We start from the raw sequence: 16,551 nt of genomic DNA on the forward strand, positions 1-16,551 counted from the left end.
GGCGTCGGGCAGGACACAGAACCCTTTCGAGCATGCCTGGCCGCCGGAGACCTCATCCGGTGACAGCGGCCGGGCGACCCAGGAGATCATGACGATGACAGCCAGGACAGACACCGAGTGGCCGCAGGCTCAGGAGATCCTCGCCCGCCTGGAGGAGCTGCGCCCCTGGCTCCGCGAGCACCAGGCCGACGCCGAGCAGCAGCATCGCATCCCTCAGGAGACCGTCGAACGTCTCGACGCGGCCGGCCTGTTCGCTCTGACCACGCCCAGGCGGTACGGCGGCGCGGACTTCACGACGCGCGAACTGCATGACGTCTACCGGGTGCTGGGCGCGGGGTGCGGGGCGACGGCGTGGATGGTGTGGGCGGCCGCGGGAGGCAATCTGTGGAGCTTCTCCTTCGCCGACGACGTCATGGCACCGGTGTACGCCTCGCCGTGGACCGGTAACCGCACCTTCGCGGTCGGGGGCACCAGCCGTCGCATGTCGGGGACGGCACGGCAGGTCGACGGAGGCTGGATGGTCCAGGGCGCTTGGCCGTTCGCGACGGGAAGCGTGCACGCCTCGCACGGCTTCCTCGCCGTCTTCTACGACGAGACCGACGACGCGAAGGTCGGAATGGTGCTCGTGCCGAAGGAAGAGCTCGTCGCCCGCGACGACTGGGACGCGATGGGTATGGCGGCCACCGGCAGCCAGACCGTCGCGACCGACGGCGAACTCTTCGTTCCGGACGAGCGCTTCAGCACTCCTCAGCGGCTCACGGCCCACATCGCCGAGCTCACCGAGCAGGGGCTGGGGCCGCGACGCGGAGGGCTCGCCCGCTCGCTCGTGACGGGCACGGGGGTGGCACTCGGAATGGCCGACCACGCCATGGAGGTGTTCCTCGGAGGGCTCGGAAAGCGCAGCATCCCGTACTCGTCGTACGCCAGGCAGCTCGACGCCCCGATCACTCACCTCACGGTCGGCCGTGCCCACGCCAGGATCCACGCGGCGGGCCTGGTGGCCGACGCGGCGGTGGCCGAGCTCGACCGGCTCGACTCCGAGGGACTGGATCCCTCGGAGCGCGAGGTCGTCCGCTTCCACACCGACGTCGCCTATGTCTGGGACGCCTGCAGCGCCGCGGTCGAGACGCTCTTCAGGGCGTCCGGAGCCTCGGCGATCATCAAGCGCCAGCCGCTGCAGCTGATCGCCCGGAACTGCCGTGCCGGCAGCCTGCACGCGGCCCACAACATCGATACCTGGATGGAGAACATGGGCCGGGAGCTGTGCCGGGTCGAGGCCGGTCCCGCCTCGACGAGCGTGCTCGAACGGCGGTCGTAGGACAGCGACGCCGGGTGGCGGCGCAGCACGCCGACGCCCTCGAACCCTCACCGCCTGACGTGGGCCCGGACGGTGGCAAGTCCGGCATCCCGGCCTGCCACCGGCGACCCGGCGAGGGCTGGCGGTGGGTCGCCGGTGTGCCCCGCGCAGCTCCGAGGGCCAGCCCACACCCTGATACGACAGGAGCACATGAACGTGACCCGCCCACTGCGACGCCTGACTCCACGCCCATGACCGGCCGACCGGCCGCCGGTCCGGACCACAGCCGCGCGGATGCCGTCACGGTCAGCGTGCTCTCCGAGATGAACGCACCGGACCCACGCATCGGCCGGCTCACGCAATCGCTTGTCATGCACGTGCACGCCTTCCTGGTCGAGAACCAGGTCACCTGGGAAGAATGGCTGGCCGGGCTCGACTTCCTCGCCCGCGCGGGACAGTGGACGACGCCTGCTCGCAACGAGCTCCTTCTCATGTCGGACACCACGGGTAGCTCAACCCTGCTCAACGCGTTGAACCGTCACAGACCGGCGCCGGAGGGGCCCGCAACGTCGGAGCACCCGCTCCTCAGCGACGCACCACCGCGCCCGATGGGCGAGGTGCTCGCCACCGAGGAGCAGTGGGCGGGCGGTGACTGGACACGCGTACACGGGCACGTTCTCGACGCCGAGGGGCACCCGGTGGCCGGCGCCCGGATCGGTCTCTGGCAGGCCCATGGCGCGGGGGAGTCGTCGAGCCCGCCGAGAGGTTCGCGAGCGCTCCTCACCACCGGCACCGACGGCGCCTTCTGGTTCCGCACCGTCAAACCCCGGAGCTACCGCCTGCCCACCGACGGCCCTGGCGGGGAGTGGCTGCGCGCTACCGGCCGCCACCCCGTACGTCCGGGGAACATCCTCGTCCGCGTCGAGGCGGAGGGGCACCACCTCCTCACCAAGCGCCTGTTCGCCGCCGACGATCCCCTTCTCGCGCTCGACGTCTCCTTCGGTGTCGCCGACGGCCTCGTGCTCGACTTCCCTCTCCACCAGGACCCGGTCGCGATAGAGGCCAACGGGATGCCCGGCCCCTACTTCGACGTCACCTGCGACCTGGTACTGACGCCCGGCACGCCGATGGCGGAGGCCGAGGCGTGATTCCGTACGTCGTGTCCCGCCGAGCGCATGGAATGCATATGAATGGGCTCTATGCTGGTATTCCAGGCCGATGGCCGATCACGTCCGCCGGGTGCGGTACGGAACGCCGCAGGAAGGCGAAGGGCCCGGCGTCGCGACATGATGGTCCCACCGACCCGTTGGGAGGCGGTGACGGCATCATGGCAGTGAGCAAGGCGGAAGACCGCGCGTCGCCGACCGAGGTGGCGGCCGTGCTGATCGATCGGCGCGGTGTCGTGACCGGCTTGTCCCGCGCCGCTGAGGACCTCCTGGAGCGACAGGCCGCGGACGTCCTCGGGCGTTCCGTTCTCCGGCTGCTGGTCGACCCCCGCGCCTTCGAACCCTCTGGCGGGCAGCCGGACGCAGGTGAGATCACCTTGCGGTGCGGTTCCGGAGAGGTGATCACTGTCTGCTACCACGCCGAAAGGCTGCGGAGTCACGGGCCGACCCTGCTCCTGGCCGTTCCTGCGGAACAGGCTTCCAGGGCTCAATGGGACGGGGCCTTGTCGCGGGCCCTGCTCGGCCAGGACCGCATCGGTTTCGTCCTCCGTGACACCGATCTCGCGGTGGTACGGGCCAACGTGAGGCACGGTGCGTTCGCCGGACCGGGTCTCCCTCCGGGCAGCCGCCTGGCCGATGTGATGCACCCGGTCGACGCGGCCGGCGTCGAATTCGCACTACGGGGCGTCCTGGAGACAGGCGTGCCCCTGGTCGCGAGCGAGCAGCGTGTGAGGTCCGCCCGGGCGCCGCACGGCGACTGGTCGCTGTCCGTGTCCGCCGTACGGACGGAGGACGAGCGGGGGCGGCCCACAGGCGTCGCCGTCCTGTTCACCGACGCCACGGAGCACTGGGAGGCCGAACGCCGACGCGAACTGCGCCATCGTGCGGCGGCGGACATCGGCGGCACGCTCGACGCGAGCAGGACGGCGGAGGAGATCGTCGACACGCTGGTGCCCGACTTCGCCGATCTCGCGTGGGTCGACCTGGCCGACGCGGTTCTCAAGGGTGACGAACCGCCGAAGACCTTTGGCGGGGGCGATCTCCACCTCCGCAGGGCGGCGGGCCGCGTCGCGCACGGCTCGTGGCCGGCCGGCATGCTCGGTTTCGATGAACTAGTTCCTCCCTTCCCTGATCTGCCCATGATCCGAGACCTGCAGGAAGGTCGCACCATCGTGACCGACCGGGTCACCCTGGAACGGGGCCTGGCCGATCCGGCCCATGTGCGACTCGCGGCACCCGACGGCGGCCACTCGATGACCGTGGCCCCGCTCTTCGCGCGCGGCCTGGTGCTGGGAGCCGTGGTCGCCTGGCGCATCGATCGGACCGAGCCCTTCGACGAGGAGGACGCGGCCCTATTCACCGAGATCGCCGCCCACGCGGCCCTGGGCGTGGACAACGCCCGCCGCTACACCCGTGAGCAGCGCGCCGCCAACGCACTCCAGCAGCGCCTGCTGCCGCAGACGCACACCTCCACCCGGGTCATGGAGACGGCGGGCGCGTATCTGCCCGCGGGAGGCGGAGCCGAGATCGGTGGCGACTGGTTCGACGCGATTGAGCTCCCCTCGCTCCGGACCGCCCTCGTCGTCGGAGACGTGACCGGCCATGGACTCCACGCCACCGCCACCATGGGGCGACTGCGTACCGCCGTGCAGACGTTGGCGGACCTGGAACTGGCCCCCGACGAACTGCTGGCCCATCTCGACGACCTGGTCACCCGGCTGGCCGGTGAGGCGGAACCCGCACACCACGACATGGTCGGCGCCACCTGTCTCGTGGCCGTGCACGATCCGGTCACCGGACGCTGCACGGTGGCCGCGGCGGGCCACCCACCGCCGCTCCTGGCTGTGACGGACGACCGGGCCGTGCCGGTGGTCGTCCGGCCGGGGCCGCCGCTCGGGGTCGGGGGCCTGCCCTTCGAGACGACCACCGTCGAGGTGCCCCCGGGCAGCGTCATGGCCCTGTACACCGACGGCCTGCTCCAGCGGTACGGACCCGACATCGACAGCTCCACATATGACCTCGCGGAACGGCTCACGGAGCTCCGGCGCCAGGAGGACAGCCTTCCCGCGCTTGCCCAAGCCCTGATGAACGACGCCGGCGGGCAACCGCAGCCCGACGACGCCGCCCTTCTCCTCGCCCGTACCTCCGCGCTGGAGGAGGACGCCGTAGCCTGCTGGGACTTCCCGGCCGATCCGGCGGCGGTGGCCTCGGCGCGAGCGGCAGTGACCGGGAAGCTGACGGAATGGGGACTTGAGGAGCAGGCCTTCGCGACCGAACTGATCGTCAGTGAACTGGTCACCAATGCCGTCCGGTACGCGGGCGGCCCCGTGGGCCTGCGCCTGATCCGCGCCGATGTACTCCTCTGCGAGGTCACCGACCCGAGTAACACCCAGCCACGCATGCGCCGCGCCCGCACTACCGACGAGGGTGGTCGCGGGCTGTTCCTGGTGGCCCAGGTCAGCCGCCGCTGGGGGAGCAGGTACGGACTGACTGGCAAGACCATCTGGGCCGAGCAGGAACTGTCACAGTGAGGGCCGGTCCGACGCGGGCGGGGAGCCGGCCCCCGCCGCTCAGGCTTTGCCGGGTGCGACCGGGGCGAAGCGGTCGAGAGTTGTGATCCCCGCGAACTTGTGCGGCTGGACCCCGGCCATCAGCCTGCCGTAGTTCTCGGAGAGGGCCTCGAGGTTGAGGGCGCCGTGCAGTGTGATGACGCGTGCGTCGCGCCAGGCCCTCTGGATCGGCTCGCTCTCCATGATCGCGGTCGAGCCGGAGTTCCTCTGGATGAGCTCGATCGCCTCCGCACACCATTTGGCCGCGTACGCCGTCTCGACGAGCACCCGGGCACTGAACATCTGCATGTACTCCGGATCGGCCGGTGTCCCCGCTGCGGCGAGCGCCCCGAGCCGGTCGGTCTCCTCGGCATTGGCACGAGCCGACAGAGTCGCGGACTGGATCTTGGAATGCACCTCGGCGAGCATCAGGTGCGTGGAGGGCGCTTCCAGCTGGTTCTTGTACGTGGTGCCGCGGATCGGCCGGCCGGCGGAGCGCTCGAGGAACCTCTCCAGCGCGCCGTGCGCGAGGCCGATGGACATCCCCGCCATCAGACTGAAGGCCCAGCCGAGCGAGGGCGCCTTCCACAGGCAGCCCTTGAGGCCGTTGTCGATCGTCCCGGCCGCGATGTGACGGAAGTCGACACAGCGATGATCGGGCACGAAGAGTTCATCGCCCACGAGGGTGAGAGAGACGCTTCCGGTGGCGCGCATTCCGGCGACCTGCCAGTCGTCGAGGGAGCGCAGCTCGTCGCGCGGAACCTGAACGGCCAGGAGGTAGGGGCCGTCGCCTTCGTCAGCGATGCAGCCGAGATTGGTGAAGGGCGCCCAGAGGGAGTCGCTTCCGAACGTCCAGGGGCCGCCGGTGATGACCCAGCCGCCCTCGACCCGCTGTGCGCGCCCCTTGGAGGCCGGGAAGTGACTCGAGCCGGCGACCCGCGGTCCCACCCACTCGGTTCCGTAAACCTCTTCGACGACGCGCGCACCCGAACCGGCGGGAATCCAGTTCGTGGAGGCTCCTACCCACACGCTCCATCCGCACGAACCGTCCCACTTCGAGACCTCGGAGACGACGTCGAGCTGCTCCCGGACGGTCAACTCGTAGCCACCGAACTCAGCAGGGCTGCCGATGTCGAAAGCACCGGTGGCGTCCAGGTCGGCGATGGTCTCGTCCGAATGACGTCCGGCGCGCTCGGCGTCGAGCGCACGCTTGCGCAAGGTGGGTCCCAGCGCGCGGACCCTCGTGAGGATCGACGCCAGTGCCTCGGACGTGTCGTGGGTCGCAACCATCGTGGTCATCTCCTGTGCTTCGTTCTTGTGGGTGGAAGGCCGGGGTCTGCGACGCCGGGTGTGGTCGGTGCCCGGTGTCCCGATGCCAGGACCGGAGCTACGGGCTGCCGTGGCCGGTCGGGGCGCTCCCGCGCCGCAGACCGTGTCGTGGAGGTGCTCCGCGTGGCCACCTGAACCAGGGCGGTCGTACGGCTAAGGTCAGATTCGTCGCAATGTGGCCGCGCACGGTGGCGTCTCCGGGCGGGAGACCTCAGGGCTTACGTTGATTCCGTGGTGCCCGGTCCGGTTCCTCCGCGCGGACGCTCGGCGGCTCCCGCGGCCGGGTGTCGTCGTCTGCGGCGCCCTCGGCCTAGATCACGTGGTCGGTTCTGTCGTAGGGCCCACCACCGGCACCGTAAGAGAAGGCACGACAGAGTGTCAACATTTTCCTATTGGTCGATCAAGGCCTCTTCGTCATGCGTGGATGAGCCGGGCTGGCGTCCGGCTGGTCGGTTCGTCCACCTCTGTGTCTCCCATGCGTGCTCACGGCTGGATGGGCGTCGGGCCATGCCCCTGCGCGCCACTGAGTCTCCAGCCGTTCACTCGGGAAGTGCTAACTGTTCGGCCCGGCGCAAAGTGTTGACAGGTCTGTCGTAGCTCCTGATGATGGTCCCCATCTCCGCCACTCGCTCCGGCCCTGGGCCGTTGTGCGGGAAAGGTGCAGCCCGGGTGCCGGGCGGCCGAGGTGGACGAGCCGAGAGTGACATCACCCGCCGCCCGGTCAGTGTGATGGCACCCGCGAGTGAGGACGCCGAGCTGAGGAGTGTGCGTCCGGTCGGCGGGTGCGATCCCCTTCAGCGTTGTGTCCCTGTGCCGCGAGGTCGGTTCGACCGACCTTGTCGCGAGCTGCCGGCACGGAGGCGACGCGATGAAACCACTGTGCGGCGGGCGGCGGTCTCGGCCGGCATTCGCTTATAGACGACGAGGAGCGCAAGCATGGCTGAACACGACAAGGCCGCGATCATCGAGGTCCTGAACCTCTACGGTCTCGCACTCGACGCCCACCAATGGGACCTGTTCGACCGCGTCTTCGCGGAGGATGTGACAGCGGAATTCGGCCCTGCCGGGAACGCGTGGTCCGGCCTCGCCACCTTCAAGCGCTCCTTCGCGGAGTTCCATGAGAGCCTGACCGGCCATCAGCACACGATGATGGGTCATCTGGTGCACGTCGACGGCGACAAGGCATACGCCTTCAGTTACGGCAACTGGCTTCTTGTGCGCGAAGGAGCCGAGGGCGGTCCCACCTGGCAGGGAACGGGCTGGTACGACGACGAGCTCATCCGCACCGACGAGGGGTGGCGCATCCGACACCGCGTCTGCCGGCTGATGTCGTGGACCGGCAACCCCTCGGTGCCCGAGCCGAACGCCGAGCACCACCCCGACATGAAGACGAACGTGCTGCGCGAGCACAGCGAGGCAGGGAGGGTTGGCTTCCTCAAGGCCATCCAGGGCAAGTAGGAGACCGGCGCGCGGGTCCGAGCCGGCCGCTGTACCGACCGACCGAAGCCGCAGGCGGTGGTCTTGGCGCCCTGTCTCGGCTTCGCCAGCGCCTGGGTGTGAGCGGCGCGGCGGCGGTCGGCAGGGTGCAGGCGATGGAACTCGGTGATGACGAGCGCCCCGCGGCGCCGCTGATCGTCACGTCCAGCAGGCCGAGCTCTGAAAGGGGCTCTTCGGAGGCGTGCAGGGTGCAGGCAGGGCCGCGGCGTTGCGTGCCTGCTGGGTTATTGGCAACTGCGCGCAGTGGTTCGGCTCATCCATCGTGACGAGCATGTCGTATCGACCATCACCGCGTCCGAGTCCTTGACAGGAGTCGAGTACGCACTTCTACTATTGCGAATGTGAGTCCACGTTCGCATCCCAGTGAGGTTCTGAGAATGACTGACAGTCCGACTTCAGCGCCGGCAGACGTGACACTCGTTTCAGGGCCGACGGGCGCCGGGAGCATCGACGACTTCGAGCTGTTCTACGCACGCCGAGCACTGGGCCGCTTCCGTGCGCGGCTGGGCCGACAAGGCCTGCTCGACCTATTGGCGGCAGACATCGACGAAGGCAACGCCTTCCTGCGGGAAAGCGCCCAAGTCTCGGGCGGCAGCTTCTCCGGGGGGACGACGGTGCTTTCCACGAAGGGCCTCGGGGCGGGAGAGTTCGTGGCCTGGATGGACAAGGCGTTCGCCGATGAGGAGGTTCTCCTCTCGGCACAGCCGGAGCATTACGTGATGGTCGGCCAGGCGAACGGCTCGGTTCATGTGGTGGAGAACGTCGGCCCCCACATCTGCTCCTTCTACCTCGGGGACTGGACAGCGGAAGCGATGTCCTGGGCCGACGACGCGGACGAGCTGCTCCCGAAGGCCGATTTTCCGTACAAGAAGGCCACGAACCTCTTCCTCTCCGACGGCACGGTCGTCGGGCGGGTTCTGATCCAGTTCGGGGAGACCGACGAGGGCTTCACCTCGAGTCTCACCGTCTACCTGCCCACGTCGTGCCCGCGGGAGGTCCTGGAGCACCACCTCCGGCACTTCGCCGTGGAGTTCAGGAACTGGATCGTCGCTGCCGCGGCGGCTCGCAGCTGACCGTGTGACGTGCTCGGGCCTCGCGTCCCGGGTTTGTCACCCACACGCTGTGCCACGACGGTGACATCCCCCTGGGGCCGAGGAAGCGGCACCGGCCTGGCGGCGCGATCCGTAGGTTTCGCCCTGCCAGGCCGGTGACTTCGGAACAATCGACCAGGGGCGGCCTTCGAGTACCCCTCAGATCTCCCTTCCTTTCCCCTCGCCGGCATGCGGTGGGGCGCGACACCTGCACACCAAGGAGAAGACCCAGTGGCCGAGCTGTTCTACGACGACGATGCCGACCTGTCCATCATCCAGGGCCGTAAGGTCGCGGTGCTTGGTTACGGCAGCCAGGGGCACGCCCACGCGCTGTCGCTGCGTGACTCGGGTGTCGACGTCCGTGTCGGTCTGCACGAGGGTTCGAAGTCCAAGGCCAAGGCCGAGGAGCAGGGCCTGCGCGTGGTGACCCCGTCCGAGGCCGCGGCCGAGGCCGACGTCATCATGATCCTCGTCCCGGACCCGATCCAGGCCCAGGTCTACGAGGAGTCCGTCAAGGACAACCTCAAGGACGGCGACGCGCTGTTCTTCGGCCACGGCCTGAACATCCGCTTCGACTTCATCAAGCCGCCGGCCAACGTCGACGTCTGCATGGTCGCCCCGAAGGGCCCGGGCCACCTGGTCCGCCGCCAGTACGAGGAGGGCCGCGGCGTCCCGTGCCTGGTGGCCGTCGAGCAGGACGCCACGGGGGACGCTTTCCCGCTGGTCCTCTCGTACGCGAAGGGCATCGGCGGCACCCGCGCCGGCGTCATCAAGACGACCTTCACCGAGGAGACCGAGACCGATCTGTTCGGTGAGCAGGCTGTCCTTGCCGGGGGTACAGCCGCTCTGGTGAAGGCCGGTTTCGCGACGCTGACCGAGGCCGGCTTTCAGCCGGAGATCGCGTACTTCGAGTGCTTCCACGAGCTGAAGCTCATCGTGGACCTCATGTACGAGGGCGGTCTGGAGAAGATGCGCTGGTCCGTCTCGGAGACCGCCGAGTGGGGCGACTACGTCACCGGCCCGCGCATCATCACGGACGCCACCAAGGCCGAGATGAAGAAGGTCCTCGCCGAGATCCAGGACGGCACCTTCGCCAAGGCGTGGATGGCCGAGTACCACAACGGTCTGCCCAAGTACAACGAGTACAAGAAGGCCGACAGCGAGTCCCTGCTGGAGACCACCGGCAAGGAGCTCCGCAAGCTCATGAGCTGGGTCGACGAGGAGGCGTAAGCCATCGTCCCTAGGCCACCTGGCTGCGTTGCTCGACGTGGGGTGATCAACCCGAGCGGTCGTTGAGCGCCCCATGTTGCCGACATCGCCTACCATCCGAGCTTGCGCCGTGCGAGGCCGCTGGTCTCGGGAGCCGCGACACCTCCGGGTCCAGATGTACTGACCGGAGGCACCGGTCGAGCTCGCACTCACGTCGCAGTTCGGAGATTTACGCTTGACCTGAACCGGGGTCCAGGTCCGAGGCTTGCCCCATGAGTGAGCAAGAAGAGCAGTTCGGCATCGGAGAGGTCGCCGCGCGTACCGGTCTTGAACCCGACACCCTGCGGTACTTCGAGCGACAGGGGATCTTGCCTGCCCCTCGGCGTGACACTGCTGGGCGTCGTCAGTACGTCGCTGTCGATGTCGACTTGATTCGCATGCTGGTTCACCTGCGCGAGACAGGAATGCCCCTGGCCGACATCGCGCAGTTCACCGGCGCCGACACCGAAGCCACCGACCCGTCGCGGCTGCGGCTGGAGCTGCTCACTGTGCATCGCCGTCGAGTAGAGGAACGCCGTGAGGCGCTGGACCGAGCCCTCGATGTGATCACCCGCAAGATCGCGGACTGCAGCGATCACGTATCCGACTCGCCGCACGTTCTTGAGCGACCCGACACGACGATCGCCTACAGCGTCCATGGGAAGGGACCACTGCTCTTCCTCGTTGGCGCGCCGGCAGGGCGAACTGGGTTCGCAGCTCTCGCGGACGAGCTGGCGGGGCAGTTCACGGTCGTCACCCATGATCCTCGCGGCATCGGGGCCAGTCGCATGACACGCGGAATGGCTGAGCCTACGCCTGAAGTCCTAGCTGAAGACCTTGCCGCACTGGTCGACACGTTCACCGGCGCGCCGGCAATCTTCGTCGGCACGAGCGGCGGGGCCGTGACCCTGCTCCAACTGGCCACGCAGTATCCCGACCTCGTCGGATCGGCCGTACTGCACGAGCCGCCTCTGATCACTCTCCTGGACGATGCAGCCCTCGCCGATCGCGCTGCGTCGGCGTTCGCTGTCGCGACAACTGACCCTCAGCAAGCCGTGCAGGAGTTCTTCGACCTGAGCGGCGCCGCCCACCACACAGATCCTGAGCAGGCGCCTCCTACGCATTTCGCGTTGCCGGAGCTACCGGCCGAAGAGCTCGACAAGAACCGCTACTTTCTCGGCCGGATGGCCGGCCCGAGCGTCTTCTACGAGCCCGACGTCCAGGCCCTGCGTCGAGCCCGGCTGACCGTGTGCGCCGGCTCGCTGAGCCATCACCAGATGGCGCGTCGGGCGGCCGACGCCCTGGCCGCTCTGCTGCACCAGCCCTTGATCGAGATGCCCGGCAACCACGTGGGTGCAAGCGCGGCCCCGGCAGAGTTCGCTCGCGCTCTCGTGCCGCTACTCGGCCCCTGAGCACACGCTTCCACACGACTATCCCGGTCGCCCAGTAGCAACTCGGGCCCCCTGGGTCGCCCCGGGCCAGGGGCCCCTATGATGTCGCACCCGAACGCCGCCTTGACTCCGTGCCACGGACTCAAGGCGGCCCTTCTCGGCGTCTGGGACGGGTGGTCGATCAGCGAGGTTGCCGCCCAACTCCAGGTCACTGGCTGACCGTGAAGCGATGGTCCGACCGCTGGCTTGCCGACGAGTCAAATGCACGACCGATCGCCACGCCCGAGGATGTTGCCGCCCAGGACGAGCAAGTAGTTCCGGCGTTCACTTCAGGCAATGGCGGCAGTCGTGGAGGTCTGGGGCTGAAGGGACGTCGATCGCCTGCCGCGCCGGTCTGCCAGGAAGGCGAGGGCGATACCGACAGCGACCCAGAAGGCGAGGGTGAGGGTCGGAAGGCCGGCACCTGCGCTGTCGAAGAAGCCATTGGTGCGCAGGAGGCTGCCGGCGGCGCCCGGGGGGAGTAGTTGGCCCAGCGTGGCCCAGCCGTCGGGGAGCCAGTGGGGGCCGGTGGCGATTCCTGAGAGGGGATTGCCCAGAAGCATCATCAGAGCGCTGCCGAAGGCGAACCCCGCCATCCCGAACCGGGCTTGGAGCCCCAGGAGGGTAGTGGACATGGCAGCCATACCGAGGATGACTCCGAGGGCGGTTATCCCGTAGTTGCCCTCGATCGAGTGTGTGGCGAACTGGAGGACGGCGGCGGCGGTTGCGCCCGCCACGACGGAGAAGAGCAGGGCCCCTGCGATGCGGGTGCGCAGTCCACGGTGGCCCGGGAAGAAGCTGCTGAGTATCAGGGCGGGGAAGATGCCGCCGAAGATCATGGGCATGAGCGCAGAAGTCAGCCCAGTGCCCCGGGGATCGTCTTTGGTGAAGGGCACCAGATCGTGGACGGATGCCTCCGTCGTGTGCTGTGCGGCGACGGTCTCACCGAGTGCCGTCACGGCGCCGGTCGCGGAGGGGGCGCCGGCAGTGGCGGTGTACACGTCGACGCTCTGCTCGGTGACCGCGATCCCACCCGCTACATCGCGGCGCTCGACAGCGGACCGGACGTCCGCCGGCGTCTCGTAGACGCGGACGTCCCACGCGCCCTCGTCGATGTTCTGCCGGAGGTCGCTCCCAGCCGACTGTGCCCCGGTGATGCCGATGGGGACATGGTGCGGGCCGCTGTGGAGCGAGGGCAGCGCGAACGCACACAGCATCGTGGTGATCAGGGCTGCCAGGCCGAGGACGACCAGGACCAGCTTGCGCTTCGTGCCGGGAGGCGTGGAGTGCTTGGGCATCGTTGAGTCCTTCTGTGCTTCCTAGAGTGCGCGGAGAGGGCCGGGGTGGGGCGGTGGAGAAGGCGGGATGAGCGCCGCGCCCCCGAGTCCCCGTACGCCGAAGCACGGTCCGGGCCGCCCTCATCGGCACGTTCTTCGGGCCTCCACTGAGAACATCCGGCTGTACGACCGTGAAGGCGCGATGCCGAGGCCAGTCGGCCGTCCAAGCTCAAGATCAATCTCCCCGCGAGGGCTGGCCTGTCGAGCCCGGCACCCGCTCATGCGGTCGGCTGCCTCGCGACTGCCGACCGGATGTCGGGCCGATGCCTCAGGCCTGGGCGGCCGCTGCGGCGACGATCCAGTTCCTGAACTCGACGGCGTAGTGCCGCAGGTGGTGGTCCAGGACCTCGTCCGGACACGAGACGGGGAAGTAGACGGTCAGGTTCGCCGTGAAGCCGTCAGCGGTGTCACCGAACTGGATCAGCGCCCGCCCGACCACGGTGCCGTCCGCCAGGAACAGGTTCGAGGACATCTTGCGAGGAAACTCGGACTCGGGAAGAAGCGCGTCCGCGTCCGCGGCCCAGGCCACCGCGTCCGATCCCCAGCCGCCCATGTAGAAGGAGGCGACGTGGGGGCCGATGTTCTCCACCACGCGCGCGCCGATCTCGTCGGTGCCCATCACGTAGTGCTCGGGGTGCGCCGCGAGAAGCGGCTGCTCGTCGCCGGCGAACGCCTTGTCCATCCAGGCCAGGAACGCACCCGAGGTGAGGCCCTTCGTCGCGAGCACGGTCGTGCCCCCCTTGAAGCGGCCGTCGGAGGTGCGGGCGCTCTCGCGCAGGAAGGCGTTGCCTTCCTCGATGTCCGCGGCGAGGAGGTCGAGCAGGCCCTGGCGGCCCATTCGCGTCCGGAAGCGGTCCAAGGCGCGGCGGGCGTAGAACAGCTCGAAGTCGTCGATGCTCCCACCGGTGGGGCCGGACTCGAGGGTTACCGTCACCGGCGGCGAGATCTGCTTGTCGGTCATGGTCGAACCTCCACGTAGTATGTGAATGCGAATTCGCATTCACGTAATGAGGATACCCAGAGGTGTGGACCACTTGTCAAAAGAACCTGGCGCAACGGCCCCCACTACGATGCTGGACATGACTGAGGAGCCCGACCGCCCGCTGAGCTACCGGCAGCCCCAGCAGGCACGCAGCGCCGCGACACTGGCTCGCGTCCTGAAGGCCGCTGAGGAGATCGCCGCCTCATCCGGCCTTGAGGAGATGACGATGACCGGCGTCGCAGAGCGCGCCGGCGTCTCCGTCGGCACGATCTACCGCCGCTTCGAGGACAAAGAACAGCTGATCACCGCCCTGACCGAGCGGATGCTGGAACGCCGCGAGGAGTACATGGCCGAGCGGCTGCGCGTGGCCCAACCCTCACTCTCCGGCGTCATGGACGCCTACGCGCACGCCCTGCTGGAATCCTTCGCGGACAGCAACAGTCTCTTCCCCGCACTGCTGCGCGCCGGGAGGAACAAGACCATCGACCGCGGGGCCCACACCATCACCGAGATCCACCGCCTCCTGCTCGAAGCGGCGGCCCCCTATACCGGGCAGATCCAGCGCCCCCACCCGCAGGAGGCCCTGGACACCGCGGCCCGCGCCGTCCTGGGCGCCTGCTTCCACAACTCGGTGCGCCCCGACCCCGTCACAGGCGAGACGGCCAGGCGCCGCTACGCCGACGAACTCAGCGACATGGCGATCGCCTACCTCCTCACCCCCGACCGCAGGGGCGCCGCCCACGGCTGAGCGGCTTTCGCCGACCGGCGTGGGCTCCTCTCCGCATGGGAGCTGTAAGCCTTCGCGCCCTGCCGACGACGGACCGGCCCCGCGCGAAGTTGGTCCTGCTCGAAAAACTGTCCGCAAACCGTCACTCAAAGCCAGCGGCGCCATTTGAAGACGCCCCAGAGCCCCACCCCGAAGCCGATCATGAGCGCGACGGCGAACGGGTACCCCGCCACCCAGTGGAGCTCCGGCATGTGGTCGAAGTTCATGCCGTAGATGGAGGCGACCAGCGTCGGGGTGAACAGGATCGCCGCCCACGACGAGATCTTCTTCACCTGCTCGCCCTGCTCGATGGTCTCCTCCGCCAGGCGGCGGCTCTCCTCGCCCTGGGCGAGGCTCGCGCTCGACATGCGCCGCATGGCCTCGTTCTGCTCCACCGTCACCAGTGTGGAGTGGACGGTCAGCGCGTTCTCCAGCAGGGACCTGGACCCGTCGACCCGTTCCGTCACCCGGATCGTGTGGTCGAGCACGTTGCGCAGCCGGTTCTGGATCTCGTCGCCGGTGCCGTACCTGCCGGCGCCACGGAGCAGTCCCTGCACCATGTCCGGCAGTGGACCGATCGCGCGCTGCAGCGCGATCACCTGGGCGAGCAGCCGGTAGATCCGCTTCGACAGTGCGGGATCGGCGTTCCCCTCCCCGAAGAGGCTGTCCTCGACCTCGTCGATGTCGTTCACCAGCCCTGCCACGACAGGCGCGTAGCCGTCGACGACGATGTCGAGAAACGCCGTGAGCATCGCCTCAGGTCCCGTGCCGAGGAACTGCGGCTCGGCCTCGAGGGCGTCGCGGGCCACCGACAGGTCCGGCACGGCGCCGTGCCGGACGGTGATGACGAACTGAGGGCCGACGAACAGGTGGACCTCGCCGAAGTCGACGCGCTCGTTCCGGTCGTCGTACGAAGCGGGCCGCAGGACGACGAACATGGTGTCGCCGTATCGCTCGAGCTTCGCGCGCTGATGCCCCTTGTGGGCGTCCTCGACGGCCAGTGGGTGCAGACCGAACCGGGCGGCGGCGATCTCGAGATCGTCCGGACCGGGGTCCATCAGCCCGATCCACGCCACGCCCCCCGACCGCTCCAGTTCGTTGGCGGCGTCCTGCAGGTCGGGCGGGCAGGCTGTGGGGCGTCCTTCGACATAGATGCGGCCGTCGATCGCCGTCATCGCCCTACTCCTCGCCGTCGGTGGCCGGTGGTGTCGGGACCAGCACACTCTGGACGGCGGGCCCGACGAGCGCGACCAGCGTCTCACGCTCCGCCCCCGTGAGCGTCGGGACACCGACGATGCCTCGCCCCACCATGAGCCCGACCAGCATCGACGACACGATGCCCGCCCGGAGCGTCGCACCGTCGACCGCGCGTGACGCGATAGCGTCGACGAGCAGGCGTTCCTGGAGGAACTCGCGTAGCTGCTTGTTCGCCTGCTCGTTGACGATCGCGCCGCGGAGCATCGCCATGAGCGGCTCCGACGTCCGGGCATCGACTTCCCACACCTCGATGAAGGCGCGCACCACGCGTTCGCCGAGCAGGTCGTCGGTCCCCTCGAAGGCCGCGCTGAAGCGCGTCAACGCGTCCGCGGGAACGGACATGACAGCCGCGAACAACTCGTCCTTCGAGCGGAAGAACTGCATCACCAGCGACGCGTCCACGCCGGCGTCGGCTGCTACCCGTCGAATTGTGGTCCCGGTGAAGCCGTCGGTCGCGAATCGGGTGCGAGCCGCGTCGAGGACCGCCTGCCGGGTGGTGTTCGTCCCCGGCCGGCGGCCGCGGCGTGCGGCGGTTGCGGGAGTCGTATCAGCGGTCATGGTCCAAAAGTACCTCCCCGACACAAAACTCAACGCGGGTTGAG

At 68.8% G+C, this 16,551-nt stretch carries 13 protein-coding genes; 8 read left to right on the forward strand and 5 right to left on the reverse strand.

The annotated features are described in order from the left end of the window. Positions 1-94 precede the first annotated feature (94 nt). The 3 genes from OG488_RS35160 to OG488_RS35170 all read left to right on the forward strand — a co-directional run bounded on the left by OG488_RS35160 (position 95) and on the right by OG488_RS35170 (position 4,994). Complete coding sequence (locus OG488_RS35160) at positions 95-1,318, forward strand: acyl-CoA dehydrogenase family protein (RefSeq protein WP_329236676.1); 1,224 nt, start codon at positions 95-97, stop codon at positions 1,316-1,318. A 230-nt stretch (positions 1,319-1,548) separates the two neighbouring features. Continuing rightward, positions 1,549-2,445, forward strand: a complete 897-nt coding sequence (locus OG488_RS35165; RefSeq protein ID WP_329236678.1) for a dioxygenase family protein — start codon at positions 1,549-1,551, stop codon at positions 2,443-2,445. A gap of 179 nt (positions 2,446-2,624) precedes the next feature. Next, entirely contained in the window at positions 2,625-4,994 is a 2,370-nt protein-coding gene (locus OG488_RS35170) for a SpoIIE family protein phosphatase (protein ID WP_329236680.1), read from the forward strand. 39 nt (positions 4,995-5,033) lie between these two features. Here the strand turns inward: OG488_RS35170 and OG488_RS35175 are convergent, their stop codons facing one another. Continuing rightward, positions 5,034-6,311 (reverse strand): acyl-CoA dehydrogenase family protein, encoded by a 1,278-nt coding sequence (locus OG488_RS35175; protein WP_329236682.1) that lies wholly within the window; start codon positions 6,309-6,311, stop codon positions 5,034-5,036. A 966-nt stretch (positions 6,312-7,277) separates the two neighbouring features. Between OG488_RS35175 and OG488_RS35180 the strand changes: the two genes are divergently transcribed. From OG488_RS35180 to OG488_RS35195, 4 genes are all read left to right on the forward strand, one after another. After that, on the forward strand, positions 7,278-7,799 hold the full coding sequence (locus OG488_RS35180; protein WP_329236684.1) for a nuclear transport factor 2 family protein: 522 nt from the start codon (positions 7,278-7,280) through the stop codon (positions 7,797-7,799). Between the two features lie 449 nt (positions 7,800-8,248). Beyond that, entirely contained in the window at positions 8,249-8,911 is a 663-nt protein-coding gene (locus OG488_RS35185; protein WP_329236686.1) for a hypothetical protein, read from the forward strand. A gap of 249 nt (positions 8,912-9,160) precedes the next feature. Further along, positions 9,161-10,159, forward strand: coding sequence for a ketol-acid reductoisomerase (gene ilvC / locus OG488_RS35190; RefSeq protein ID WP_329236688.1), 999 nt, complete (start codon positions 9,161-9,163; stop codon positions 10,157-10,159). A gap of 251 nt (positions 10,160-10,410) precedes the next feature. Next, the gene (locus tag OG488_RS35195) at positions 10,411-11,589 is read left to right on the forward strand and encodes an alpha/beta fold hydrolase (RefSeq protein ID WP_329236690.1); all 1,179 of its coding nucleotides are present in this window, start codon (positions 10,411-10,413) and stop codon (positions 11,587-11,589) included. 308 nt (positions 11,590-11,897) lie between these two features. On the opposite strand, the gene OG488_RS35205 is transcribed toward OG488_RS35195, so the two are convergent. Together OG488_RS35205 and OG488_RS35210 are read right to left on the reverse strand one after the other, a co-directional pair. Next, positions 11,898-12,905: a hypothetical protein gene (locus OG488_RS35205; RefSeq protein WP_329236692.1), complete on the reverse strand. Its 1,008-nt coding sequence runs from the start codon at positions 12,903-12,905 to the stop codon at positions 11,898-11,900. Between the two features lie 307 nt (positions 12,906-13,212). Beyond that, on the reverse strand, positions 13,213-13,905 hold the full coding sequence (locus tag OG488_RS35210) for a hypothetical protein (RefSeq protein ID WP_329236694.1): 693 nt from the start codon (positions 13,903-13,905) through the stop codon (positions 13,213-13,215). Positions 13,906-14,023: 118 nt separating this feature from the next. Here OG488_RS35210 and OG488_RS35215 point away from each other — a divergent pair, with 118 nt between their 5' ends. After that, the gene (locus OG488_RS35215) at positions 14,024-14,674 is read left to right on the forward strand and encodes a TetR/AcrR family transcriptional regulator (RefSeq protein WP_329236696.1); all 651 of its coding nucleotides are present in this window, start codon (positions 14,024-14,026) and stop codon (positions 14,672-14,674) included. 125 nt (positions 14,675-14,799) lie between these two features. Here OG488_RS35215 and OG488_RS35220 read toward each other — a convergent pair whose 3' ends face one another. Continuing rightward, a complete protein-coding gene (locus OG488_RS35220) occupies positions 14,800-15,867 on the reverse strand; it encodes a magnesium and cobalt transport protein CorA (protein WP_329236698.1) in 1,068 nt (355 codons plus the stop codon). 4 nt (positions 15,868-15,871) lie between these two features. Then, complete coding sequence (locus tag OG488_RS35225; protein ID WP_329236700.1) at positions 15,872-16,507, reverse strand: TetR/AcrR family transcriptional regulator; 636 nt, start codon at positions 16,505-16,507, stop codon at positions 15,872-15,874. Between the last annotated feature and the right edge of the window lie 44 nt (positions 16,508-16,551).

The sequence above is a fragment of the Streptomyces sp. NBC_01460 genome (genome assembly GCF_036227405.1).
Classification (GTDB): Bacteria; Actinomycetota; Actinomycetes; order Streptomycetales; family Streptomycetaceae; genus Streptomyces.

Coding starts and splice junctions, on each gene's coding strand:
- OG488_RS35160 (WP_329236676.1), top strand. CDS start 95: ATGACAGCCAGGACAGACACCGAGTGGCCGCAGGCTCAGGAGATCCTC.
- OG488_RS35165 (WP_329236678.1), top strand. CDS start 1,549: ATGACCGGCCGACCGGCCGCCGGTCCGGACCACAGCCGCGCGGATGCC.
- OG488_RS35170 (WP_329236680.1), top strand. CDS start 2,625: ATGGCAGTGAGCAAGGCGGAAGACCGCGCGTCGCCGACCGAGGTGGCG.
- OG488_RS35175 (WP_329236682.1), bottom strand. CDS start 6,311: ATGACCACGATGGTTGCGACCCACGACACGTCCGAGGCACTGGCGTCG.
- OG488_RS35180 (WP_329236684.1), top strand. CDS start 7,278: ATGGCTGAACACGACAAGGCCGCGATCATCGAGGTCCTGAACCTCTAC.
- OG488_RS35195 (WP_329236690.1), top strand. CDS start 10,411: ATGAGTGAGCAAGAAGAGCAGTTCGGCATCGGAGAGGTCGCCGCGCGT.
- OG488_RS35205 (WP_329236692.1), bottom strand. CDS start 12,905: ATGCCCAAGCACTCCACGCCTCCCGGCACGAAGCGCAAGCTGGTCCTG.
- OG488_RS35210 (WP_329236694.1), bottom strand. CDS start 13,905: ATGACCGACAAGCAGATCTCGCCGCCGGTGACGGTAACCCTCGAGTCC.
- OG488_RS35215 (WP_329236696.1), top strand. CDS start 14,024: ATGACTGAGGAGCCCGACCGCCCGCTGAGCTACCGGCAGCCCCAGCAG.
- OG488_RS35220 (WP_329236698.1), bottom strand. CDS start 15,867: ATGACGGCGATCGACGGCCGCATCTATGTCGAAGGACGCCCCACAGCC.
- OG488_RS35225 (WP_329236700.1), bottom strand. CDS start 16,507: ATGACCGCTGATACGACTCCCGCAACCGCCGCACGCCGCGGCCGCCGG.